The sequence below is a fragment of the Streptomyces sp. NPDC003284 genome, from assembly GCF_053589675.1.
Map to the genome: position 1 here is coordinate 218,361 of NZ_JBSFSI010000010.1, position 10,876 is coordinate 229,236.

10 protein-coding genes are annotated in these 10,876 nt (G+C 72.8%); 3 read left to right on the plus strand and 7 right to left on the minus strand.

Annotated features, from left to right (window positions below):
- Positions 1–24 precede the first annotated feature (24 nt).
- Entirely contained in the window at positions 25–528 is a 504-nt protein-coding gene (locus tag ACWDYF_RS22375) for an ATP-binding protein (RefSeq protein ID WP_451584299.1), read from the plus strand.
- On the plus strand, positions 525–1,259 hold the full coding sequence (locus ACWDYF_RS22380) for a hypothetical protein (protein WP_389465842.1): 735 nt from the start codon (positions 525–527) through the stop codon (positions 1,257–1,259). The genes ACWDYF_RS22375 and ACWDYF_RS22380 overlap by 4 nt, the downstream gene beginning before the upstream one ends.
- Before the next feature lie 65 nt (positions 1,260–1,324).
- Here the strand turns inward: ACWDYF_RS22380 and ACWDYF_RS22385 are convergent, their stop codons facing one another.
- The 3 genes from ACWDYF_RS22385 to ftsE all read right to left on the minus strand — a co-directional run bounded on the left by ACWDYF_RS22385 (position 1,325) and on the right by ftsE (position 4,345).
- Positions 1,325–2,614 (minus strand): S41 family peptidase, encoded by a 1,290-nt coding sequence (locus ACWDYF_RS22385; RefSeq protein ID WP_389465839.1) that lies wholly within the window; start codon positions 2,612–2,614, stop codon positions 1,325–1,327.
- 90 nt (positions 2,615–2,704) lie between these two features.
- Positions 2,705–3,622: a permease-like cell division protein FtsX gene (ftsX, locus tag ACWDYF_RS22390; RefSeq protein WP_381740602.1), complete on the minus strand. Its 918-nt coding sequence runs from the start codon at positions 3,620–3,622 to the stop codon at positions 2,705–2,707.
- A gap of 33 nt (positions 3,623–3,655) precedes the next feature.
- A complete protein-coding gene (gene ftsE / locus ACWDYF_RS22395) occupies positions 3,656–4,345 on the minus strand; it encodes a cell division ATP-binding protein FtsE (RefSeq protein ID WP_389465835.1) in 690 nt (229 codons plus the stop codon).
- Positions 4,346–4,574: 229 nt separating this feature from the next.
- Between ftsE and ACWDYF_RS22400 the strand changes: the two genes are divergently transcribed.
- Entirely contained in the window at positions 4,575–4,769 is a 195-nt protein-coding gene (locus ACWDYF_RS22400) for a hypothetical protein (protein ID WP_018565518.1), read from the plus strand.
- Positions 4,770–4,900: 131 nt separating this feature from the next.
- On the opposite strand, the gene ACWDYF_RS22405 is transcribed toward ACWDYF_RS22400, so the two are convergent.
- The 4 genes from ACWDYF_RS22405 to ACWDYF_RS22420 all read right to left on the minus strand — a co-directional run bounded on the left by ACWDYF_RS22405 (position 4,901) and on the right by ACWDYF_RS22420 (position 10,557).
- A complete protein-coding gene (locus ACWDYF_RS22405) occupies positions 4,901–5,839 on the minus strand; it encodes a hypothetical protein (protein WP_389465828.1) in 939 nt (312 codons plus the stop codon).
- A gap of 298 nt (positions 5,840–6,137) precedes the next feature.
- Positions 6,138–7,253 (minus strand): peptide chain release factor 2, encoded by a 1,116-nt coding sequence (gene prfB / locus ACWDYF_RS22410; protein ID WP_018565516.1) that lies wholly within the window; start codon positions 7,251–7,253, stop codon positions 6,138–6,140.
- 127 nt (positions 7,254–7,380) lie between these two features.
- Complete coding sequence (locus ACWDYF_RS22415) at positions 7,381–8,625, minus strand: serine/threonine-protein kinase (RefSeq protein ID WP_018565515.1); 1,245 nt, start codon at positions 8,623–8,625, stop codon at positions 7,381–7,383.
- 141 nt (positions 8,626–8,766) lie between these two features.
- Positions 8,767–10,557 (minus strand): serine/threonine-protein kinase, encoded by a 1,791-nt coding sequence (locus tag ACWDYF_RS22420; protein WP_389465824.1) that lies wholly within the window; start codon positions 10,555–10,557, stop codon positions 8,767–8,769.
- Positions 10,558–10,876: the final 319 nt, after the last annotated feature.

The following is a 10,876-nucleotide window of genomic DNA, read 5'->3' on the forward strand; positions in this document are numbered from 1 at the left end:
AGGCGTGAGATGACCAGAACGAGCATGGTCCCCGGCGTGTCCGGCGATCGGAACGAGCCTGTGCCCGGCACGGACGGCGCGGCCGGGCACAGGTCGACGGGTACGAAACGGCCGCGGCCGCCATGGCACCCGGTCGCTTCGGCCACCGGACACCCGTCCTACAGCGGAGTCTTCCCACGGGACGAGCGGGCCGCCGGGGAGGCGCGGGTGATGGTGGCGACCGTGCTGGCCGTGTGGCATCTGCCCCGGCTCGTGGCCGACGCCGAACTGGTCGCCTCGGAGCTGGTGACCAATGCCGTCCGGCATGCGCGTGGCCCGGACGTGGGGATGACGGTGACCCGTACGGGACACGCGAAGGTGTGTGTGGCGGTCGCGGACGGGAGCCCGCTGCTGCCGCGACCGGGGAGCGGGGACCTCATGGCCGAGACGGGCCGGGGGCTGTGTCTGGTCGACGGCCTGTCCCGGGACTGGGGCGTCACGCCCTGCGGCCGCGGCAAGAGCGTGTGGGCCGAGGTGGGAACGGGATGACCGGCACCGAGCGCCGCCCCGCTCCGACCGGTGTCCCCTCGGTCCTGCCCCCCGTCCCCGCCGGAATCACCCCCTACATCGCGGGCTACAGCCGCGAGACACCGCTGCCGCTCGCCCTGGTCGCGGATCCGGTCCGCGGTCGGCTGGCCTACGCGGACGAGACGCCGTACGACCGGGACAGCTGGGGAACGCTGTGGACGCGGACGGCGATGCCGCCGAGGGACCGGCGCGGGAGTCCGCGGCTCCAGGTCGTCCATCCGTACCGGCAGCGCCGCGCGATGCTCGATCTGTGGTGCCGGATCTGCAAGCGGCCGGTGGATCCCGGATACACCGGCCCCTACCTCTTCCTCCGCAGGGCCGGGGGCGGTCCCGTCTGCGAGGGGGAGCACACCGGCAGCCCGCCCCTTCATCTGCCCTGCGCCGCCGTCGCCGTCCAGGTCTGCCCGGACCTGCGGGACTGCTGGACAGCGGCGTGGGCGCGGCACGCCCCCTACTGGGGTGTCACGGGTGACGTCCACGATCCGCGGACGCTGGCGCCGCGCGCGGTGGGGGTGGAGATCCAGGCCGAGTCCTCGGCCGTCCGCTGGACGGTCGCCCACCGCATGCTCGTCGAACTCCAGCACGTCACCCCTCTCCCCCGGGCGGCCCTGGAGAGGGAGTGGGCTGGTCTTGGCCGGAACCGGCTGGCGCACGAGTTCCGGGGGATAGCGGCGCTGACCGGCGCCGTATGAGGCCCGCGGCCGACCGGGACCATCGGCACCGGGCGGTCGTCCGACGCTACGGCAGTCGCCCGACGCTACGAAGGGTCTCCCAGCCCCGTCAGGACCGTGCGGGCGCGGGACAGCGGGTCTGTGCCCGCGTCCAGGTCGGGGGTGATGCCGTGGCCGTCGACGCTGCGGCCGGCGGGGGTGCGGTAGTGGCCGACGGTGAGTTCGGCGACGGAGCCGTCGGGCAGCCGGGTCGGCATCTGGACGGAGCCCTTGCCGAAGGTGCGGGAGCCGACGACGAGGGCGCGGCCCCGGTCCTTGAGGGCGCCGGTGAGCAGTTCGGCCGCGCTCATCGTGCCGCCGTCGACCAGGGCGACCAGCGGCCGGGTGGTGTCGCCGCCGGGCTCGGCGTGCAGGGCGCGCTGGCTGCCGTCGACGTCGTAGGTGGCGACCAGGCCCCCGTCGAGGAAGGCGGAGGCGGTGGTGACCGCCTCGGTGACCAGGCCGCCGGAGTTGCCCCGCAGGTCCAGGACGATCCCGGAGCGGGCCGGGGCGCCGCGCACGGCCGTGCGGACCTTGTCCCCGGCGCCCTTGGTGAAGGCGGTGATCCTGATGACGGTCGTACCGTCGGACAGGCGCCGCACCGAGACGGAGTCGGTGGACAGGCGGGCCCGGCGCAGCGTCCGCGTCCAGGTGCGCGAGCCGCGCTGGAGGCCCAGGGTGACGGAGGTGCCGGCGGGCGCGTCGTCGGCGTCGCCGCGCAGCAGGGAGACCACGTCGGTGACGGGCCGGCCGTCCACCGTCTCGCCGTCCACGCTGCGCAGCCGGTCGCCCGCGCGGATCCCCGCGTCGGCGGCCGGTGAGCCGGTCTGCACCTCGGTGACGTCGATCCGGCCGTCCCGCGCGCGCCGCGCCCACAGCCCGACGCCGGTGTAGCGGCCGTCCAGGGCGTCCTGGAACTCCTCGTAGTCGCCCGGGGAGTAGACGGCGCCCCAGCGGTCGCCGCTGCGGCTGACGGCGTGTTCGGCGGCCTCCACCGGCGACTTGCCCGCGGCCATGGCCTCGGCGGCGGCCCGCGCGACCTGTTCGGACGGGCTCACGGGGGACGACGACCGGTGCGCGGAGGCGGCGGCGGAGTCGGGGTCCGAGGAGTCGGAGGACGAGCCGGGGGCGGAGCCGGGGGCGGAGCCGGGGGCGGGCGGGCCGACGGGGGCGGACGGGACCGGGACCGCGCGGTGCGCGGACGCCGCGGACCCGCGCTCGTGTCCGGGCAGCGAACCGGTCGCCGCGCCCGCCACGAGCACGCCCACGAAGACCAGCGTCAGACCGGCCCCGGAGCGGCTGCGGCGGGGCTGACAGAAGGGGTCACGGCCTGACATGGCGGTGAGTCTAGGACAACGCGCAGGGCCGCACGCGCGCTTGGCGGTGCGGCCCTGCCGACATGTGTCACACCATCAGATGGACGAGCGTCACACCTTCAGATACTTGCGCAGCGCGAGGAAACCGGCGAGCGCGGGGATCAGGAAGCTCGCGGCGAGGATGAGCGGCAGCTTGGTGAGCACCGCGTCCCAGCCCACGAAGTTGATCAGCTGGAGCTTCGAGGACAGCGCCACTCCGTTGTCGATCACGAAGTACTGCACGGTCACCAGGAAGGAGGAGGCCAGCAGTCCGCCGATCAGTCCGGAGACGGCGGCCTCCATGATGAACGGCGCCTGGATGTAGAAGCCGGAGGCGCCGACCAGGCGCATGATCCCGGTCTCCCGGCGGCGGCTGAACGCGGAGACCCGCACGGTGTTGACGATCAGCAGCGTCGCCACCGTGAGCATCACCGCCATCACGCCGCGGGCCGCCCAGTTCAGATAGCCGAGCAGGGTGAAGAGGTTGTCCAGGATGCTCTTCTGGTCCTGCACGGTCTGCACGCCGTCACGGCCGTTGAAGGCGCTGGCGATGACCTGGTACTGCTCCGGGTTCTTCAGCTTGATCCGGTACGACTCCTGCATCTGGTCCGGGGTGATCGAGGAGGCCAGCGGCGAGTTGCCGAACTGCTCCTTGTAGTGCTTGTACGCCTCGTCCTGGGATTCGTACGTGACCTTCTCCACCACCGACATCTTCTGGAGGTCGGCGAGGATCGCCTTCTTCTGGTCCTCGGTGACCGCGCCCTTGGCGCAGTTCGCGTCGGACTCGGCGTTGCTCTTGTTGCAGAGGAAGATCGACACGTTGACTTTGTCGTACCAGTAGCCCTTCATCTTGGTCACCTGGTCGCTCAGCAGGAGGGATCCTCCGAACAGGGCCAGGGACAGGGCCACGGAGACGATGACGGCGAACGTCATCGTCAGGTTGCGGCGGAGACCGACACCGATCTCCGACAGGACGAACTGGGCGCGCATGGCGTCTGGTCAAGCCTTTCCGTCGTGGACTTCTCAGTGCTGGTAGCCGTAGACGCCGCGCGCCTGGTCGCGGACGAGGCGGCCCTTCTCCAGCTCGATGACGCGCTTGCGCATCTGGTCCACGATGTTCTGGTCGTGGGTCGCCATCACCACGGTGGTGCCCGTCCGGTTGATGCGGTCGAGCAGCTTCATGATGCCTACGGAGGTCTGCGGGTCGAGGTTGCCGGTGGGCTCGTCGGCGATCAGCAGCTTGGGCCGGTTGACGAACGCCCGCGCGATGGCGACGCGCTGCTGCTCACCACCGGACAACTCGCCCGGCCTGCGGTCCTCCTTGCCGCCGAGTCCGACGAGGTCCAGCACCTGCGGCACGGACTTGCGGATCTCGCCCTTCGACTTGCCGATGACCTCCTGCGCGAAGGCCACGTTCTCCGCGACCGTCTTGTTCGGCAGCAGGCGGAAGTCCTGGAAGACGGTGCCCAGCTGGCGGCGCATCTGCGGCACCTTCCAGTTGGACAGCCGCGCGAGGTCCTTGCCCAGGACGTGCACCTGGCCGTGGCTGCACCGCTCCTCGCGGAGGATCAGCCGCAGGAAGGTGGACTTTCCGGAGCCGGAGGACCCCACGAGGAAGACGAACTCGCCCTTCTCGACCTCCAGGGAGACATCCCTGAGGGCGGCGTGGGTCTGCTTGGGGTAGACCTTGGAGACACTGTCGAATCGGATCACGGATGCACCACGGGTCGCCGGGGGTAGATGAGCGTGACCATACGCGAGTCGGGTGTGGGTGCGCAGTCACCGGTCGGGGTTGGGGACAGTTGTGCGTTTTGTCGTGCCCGCGGCCCGGATCCGGGAGGACCCCGCGCTGAAATCCGGGGAACCTGGCATGGTGGAGAAGGGAACGTTCGCGTGCCCGCGGGCGTTGTCCGGGTGTAACCGGTGCAAGGAGGGCGAGCGCATGACGTACGACCGGCTGGTGTGCGCGAACTGCGCGGCGCCCGTGAGTGAGGGCCGCTGCCCGGTGTGCCGCGCGAACCGCGAGCGGCTCCAGCAGGAGAACAACTTCCTCGCGGGGCTGAACCCGATGGCGCTGATCGCGCTGCTGGCGGTGCTGATCGCCGGGGTGGCGCTGCTGGCGCAGCAGACCGCTTAGCGGCGGCGTATAGCCGCGGTCGGCGGGCCCCGCCGGGAGCGGGTGGACAGGACAGGGCTGAGGGGCCCGGAGCGGTGCGCTCCGGGCCCCTCAGCACGTGTCGCTCACGCCCCGTGAGGCCGTGGGCACACTCAGGCGGTGGCGCCGCCGCGGCCCGCCATCATGCGCGGCAGGATCCGGAAGCCGATACCGCCGGCGATCATCGTCGCCGCACCGATCAGCAGGAACGCGGTCTGGCCTGCACCGGTCTCCGCCAGCTGCTTGCCGCTGCCCTGGGGCGCGGTGTTCGCCGGGGTACCGGCCGGCGTGTCCGTGCCGGTGTCGGTCAGGGCCGAGGAGCCCTGCTCCTGCGGGGCGGGGCCGCCGTTGCCGCCGCTGCTGCCGTCGGGGGTGGTGCCGCCGGTGGTGTCACCGCCGCCGTTCCCGCCGGTGTTCCCGCCGTTGCCGCCGGTGTTCCCGCCGTTGCCGTTCCCGCCATTGTTGCCGGAACCGCCGCCGTTGCCGCCGTTGCCGCCCCCACTGTTGCCGGAGCCGCCGTTGCCGTTGCCGCCGTTGTCGCCGCCCTGGGACGTACCCGTGGAGGTGCCCTCGGAGCTGCCGGTGGACGTGCCCTCCGAGGTGCCCGTGGAGGTGCCCTCGGACGTACCGGTGGAGGTGCCCTCCGAGGTACCGGTGGACGTGCCCTCCGACGTACCGGTGGACGTGCCTTCCGACGTGCCCGTGGAGGTGCCCTCGGACGTACCGGTGGAGGTGCCCTCCGAGGTGCCCGTGGACGTACCCTCCGAGGTGCCCTCCGACGACCCGGTGGAGGTGCCCTCCGAGCCCGTCGAGGTGCCCTCCGACTGGCCCTCGCTCACACCCAGCGAGGTGCCCTCGTTGGTGCCGCCCTGGTCGGTGCCTTCGCTGGTGCCCTCGTCGTCACCGCCGACGGCGACGCCGAGGCTGACCGGACCGACCTGCACGTTCGCGTCCAGCGCGGAAGCCGCGCCCGCGGCGGTCAGCGAGGCACCCGCGGCGATCACCGCGCCGGCGGCTATGCGCGCGACCCGGACCCGCGTCTTCTTCGTCATATGTTCGCTACCCCCAGTAGCCGATCGTCAATGAGGCCGCGCCGGGGGCAGTGATCGACGGAGGTGCTGAACGATGAAGCCCCCCGGTTCACATGCGCCCCGTACCTACGCATGCCGCGCCTCACCCTTCCCATATTTCAAAGCAACGTCAAGGCCGTTGCGACCGCGATGTCCGGGTAAGCGCTCTTTGCCGGAGGAAGAGCGATGTGAGTGTGACGCAAAACCCAGACATCGGGCACAGAAAAGGCAACTGCCGCCACGAGGGCAGCAGTTGCCTTGTCGACAAAGCGTCCGATCGCTACTTGCTCTGCTGTTCCTGCTGCTTGCGCCAGCGAATCCCGGCCTCCAGGAACCCGTCGATCTCGCCGTTGAACACGGCCTCCGGGTTGCCGACCTCGAACTCGGTGCGCAGGTCCTTGACCATCTGGTACGGGTGCAGGACGTACGAACGCATCTGGTTGCCCCAGGAGTTGCCGCCGTCGCCCTTGAGCGCGTCCATCTTGGCCTGCTCCTCCTGGCGGCGCCGCTCCAGCAGCTTGGCCTGGAGGACGTTCATCGCCGTGGCCTTGTTCTGGATCTGCGAGCGCTCGTTCTGGCAGGAGACCACGATGCCGGTGGGCAGGTGGGTGAGGCGGACGGCGGAGTCGGTGGTGTTCACGCCCTGGCCGCCGGGGCCGGAGGAGCGGTAGACGTCCACGCGCAGCTCGGACTCGTCGATCTCGACGTGGTCGGTCTGCTCCACCACGGGGAGGATCTCGACGCCCGCGAAGGAGGTCTGCCGACGGCCCTGGTTGTCGTAGGGCGAGATGCGCACCAGGCGGTGCGTGCCCTGCTCCACCGAGAGGGTGCCGTAGGCGTAGGGCACCTGCACGGCGAAGGTGGTCGACTTGATGCCGGCCTCTTCGGCGTACGACGTCTCGTAGATCTCGGTCTTGTAGCCGTGCTGCTCGGCCCAGCGCAGGTACATGCGCTGGAGCTTCTCGGCGAAGTCGGCGGCGTCCACGCCACCGGCCTCGGCCCGGATGTTGACCAGGGCCTCACGGGCGTCGTACTCGCCGGACAGGAGGGTGCGGACCTCCATCTCGTCCAGCGCCTTGCGCACGGAGGCCAGCTCGGACTCGGCCTCGGCGCGGGTGTCCGGGTCGTCCTCCTCCTCGGCCATCTCGAACAGCACAGCGAGATCGTCGATCCGTCCGCGCAGCCCCTCCGCCTTCCTGACCTCGGCCTGGAGGTGGGAGAGCTTGCTGGTGATCTTCTGCGCCTCGTCCGGGTTGTCCCACAGGGAGGGCACTGCCGCCTGCTCCTCGAGCACGGCGATGTCTGCCCTCATCCTGTCGAGGTCCAGAACGGCCTCGATCGACTCCATGGTCGAGGAGAGGGACTTGAGCTCTTCGGATACGTCGACGACTGCCACGCCTCCAGCGTAACGGCTCCGCCGGGCGGCCAGCGCCGGGCCGGGGCGGGGGTGCCCGCGGGGGCGGGCCGCGGAGGGCGGCGGGGCCGCGGGGCCGGGGCGCCTCGGGCGGCGGGGGCCCGCGGGGTCAGGGCGCGGCGGGCGCCGAGTGCTCCGTGTCCCGGGCCGGGCCGTCCGCGCCGTCGCCCGAGGACGCCCACCAGGCGCCCGCGCCCACCGCGCCCGCCAGCACCAGACCGGCCACGCTGAGCGTGATCCGGCGGCGCCGGGCGGCCGTGCGGTGGCGGGCCGAACCGGGGCGGGGCGCGCCCGGCGCCCGGGGCGCGCGGGCGGTGCCGCGGGCGCCGCCGGCCAGCTCGTCCGGCGCGGGCACCCGCATCGAGGTGTGGGTGTCGCGGTTGGAGTCCGGCTGCGCGCCGGGCACCAGCGGGACCGCGCCCCGGCGGCGGGCCCGGTCCCCGGCCGGTGCCGCCGTCTCCTCGGGCGCCTCGTCCGCACCGTCCCCGGCGGCGTCGGCGTCCGGTTCGTCCACCTCCAGGGGCGGCATGCCCGCGAGCAGCGGCAGCAGCTCGCGCAGCCGGGCCGCCAGCTCGGAGGCGCGCAGCCGGGAGGCGGGCCCCTTCGCCAGGCACTGCACGATGAGCTGCCACAGCTCGTCGGGGATGCCGGGCAGCGGGACCACGGTCTCGGTGACATGGCGGCGCAGCACCGCGCCGGGGTGGCCGCCGCCGAACGGGGTGAAGCCGGCCAGCAGCTCGTAGAGGACCGTGGCCAGGGCGTAGATGTCCACCGCCGCGCGCGGGGGCAGCCCCTCCACGATCTCCGGGGCCAGGTAGTCCGGCGTGCCGATGATCCTGGTGGCGCGGGTGCGCTTGGGCGAGTCGATGAGCTTGGCCACACCGAAGTCCGTCAGCAGCGCCGGGTGGGCGCCGCCGGGACCGAGCGGGCCCTGCATGTCCAGCAGGACGTTCTCCGGCTTGACGTCCCGGTGCACGACCCCGGCGGCGTGCGCGGCGGCCAGCCCGTCGGCGACGTCGGCCACGATCGCCACCGCCGCCTCGGGCGCCAGCCGCCGCTCGCGCTCCAGCCGGGTGCGCAGGTCGGTGCCGCGGACCAGGTCCATCACCAGGGCCAGGTCGTTGCCGTCGACCACCAGGTCGCGCACACAGACCACGTTCGGGTGTTCGAGGCCCAGCAGGGCCGTGCGCTCCTGCACGAAGCGGCCCACCAGCTCCTGGTCGGACGCGAGGTCCTCGCGCAGGAGCTTCACGGCGACGGGCCCGTCCGGTCCCTCGCCCAGCCACACCGTCCCGGCGCTGCCCCGCCCCAGGATCTGGTGCGCGGTGTACCGGCTGCCGATCTTCCGTGCCAAGACTGCTCCTACAGACGCGTGTTGCCGACAAAACTACGCGTCCGGCGGGGCGACCTTCACCGCGGCGGCCGAAATCACCCGCCGGGTGTCGACAAATCCATGAACTCGCGTCGACGGCGGCCGCCGGGCGCCGAGCACCGGTCAGCTGCCGCCGAGGTCCTTGACCCAGCCGGTCGCCGTGTCGAACCAGTCGCCCAGCTGCGCCCAGTAGCCCTTGCCGGTCCCGATCCAGCTCTGGAGGGGGCTCAGCTCCCACACCAGCCAGCCCGCGACGAACAGGATGACGACCGTGAACAGGCAGCCCTTCAGGCAGCCGAGCCCGGGGATCTTCATCGGGTTCGCGCCACGGCGGCGCGGCTCCCTCGGCTCCCGCGCGGGCCGCTGCGGCTCGGGGGCGGGCGGCGCGTACCGCTGGGGCTCGCGGGGCTGGTGCTGCGGGGCCGGGGCGTACTGCTGCGGCTGCGGGGTCGCGTACCGGGGCTGCTGCTGCCCCTGCGGATATCCCTGGCCGGGCTGCTGCGGATAGCCGTAGCCGGGCTGCTGCGACTGCGGCGGGCCCTGGGGGCGCTGCCGCTGCGGCGGCTGCTGCTGCGGCCGGGCGACCTGCCGCTGGGGGCGGCGGCGCAGCGGGTCCTCGGTCGGGTCGAGGTACTGGACCTGCGTCTGGTCGTTGCGGTCGCGGGCCGCGCGCAGCTGGGACTGCCAGGGGTGCGGTTCCTCCGGCTGCTGGCCCTGCTGGCCGGGCTGGCCGTACTGGCCCTGCTGACCGTGTTGTCCCTGCTGGCCCGGCGGCACGGGCGGCATCACGCGGGTGGGGCCCGCCGCGCCCTGCGGCATCACCGTGGTCGGGTCGGCCGCGCCGGGCACGCCGTCCGGGCCCTGCGGGCCGCCGGTGTGCGGCAGGACGCTGGTCGCGCCGTTCGGGTCGTACGCCGGTGGTGCGCCCGCCGCGCCCTGCGGCAGCACCGTCGTGGGGTCGGCGGCGCCGGGCACACCGTCCGGCGCGGGCACGGTGGCGGGCGCGGGATCGGGGGCGAGGAGCGCGCCGACGCCGTCGGCGGCGGCGATCTGCGCGGCGTTCGCGTGCACGCCGACGCCCTCGGCGACCACGCGCAGGGCGCGCGCCAGGCTCTCCGCGCTCGGCCGCTCGTCCGGGTTCTTGCGCAGGCAGCGCTCGATGACCGTCCACAGCGGGTCGGGCACGGTGGAGGGGCGGCGCGGCTCGGCGCTCAGGTGCTGGTGCAGGACCTCGAGGGCGGAGCCGCCGGAGAACGGCGGGCGCCCGGTGATCAGCTCGTACAGCAGGATGCCGGCGCCGTAGATGTCCACGGCGGAGGTCTGCGGGCGGCCCTCGGCGGACTCGGGCGCGACGTACGCGGGCGTGCCGACGAACTCGTGGGTGCGGGTCAGTCCGGGCGAGTCGGCCAGCCGGGCGATGCCGAAGTCGGTCAGCATCGGGTACATACGGCCGTCGTCCTGCTTGAGCAGCACGTTGGCCGGTTTCAGGTCCCGGTGGACCACGCCGTCGGCGTGGCTCGCGGCGAGCGCGTCGGCGATCTGGGCGGTGAGCAGCGCGGCGGCGACCGGGGTGAGCGGGCCGTTCTCGCGCAGGTAGCGGTGCAGGTCCGGGCCGTCGACGAGGTCCATGACGAGCGCCAGCAGATCGCCCTCGACGACCAGATCGCGCACCCGCACGATGTTCGGGTGGGTGAGCCGGAGCAGTACCGAGCGCTCTCTGAGGAAGCGCATCACGATGTCGGCGTCGCTCGCCAGCTCTTCCTTGAGGACCTTGATCGCGACGGTCTCGCCGGGCTGGCCGGGCACGGCCGCCTCGGCTCCCGCCCTCTGGTGCTGGCGGGCTCGCCAGACGGTCCCGGTGGCGCCGCGTCCGAGCGGTTCCTCCAGGAGGTACTTGCTGCCTACCGGCCGCACGTCATGCGCTCCCTGTCGCTTGCCTACGTCGCTTGCCTACGTTCCGACACACTGTAGTGCCGTCCTGCCCGGCACCGGCCTGTCGGAGATCCCGGTGCCCGACTCCGCCGCGGTGCCGTCCGGTGCGTCGTTCGGTGCGCCGTCCGACGTCGCCGTCCGATGTCGTCGTTCGAAGGCAAGACGTCCGATCGGGACCCTCAGGTTGCCGGAATGCGGACGTGACCGATCTCAAACGGTCGGCCGCGGGGCATCGGCCAGGCACTTTTGGGGGCAGAGCCGACCATTCAAGATCACTTCGCGGTGGGCGGCGGGCGCGGTG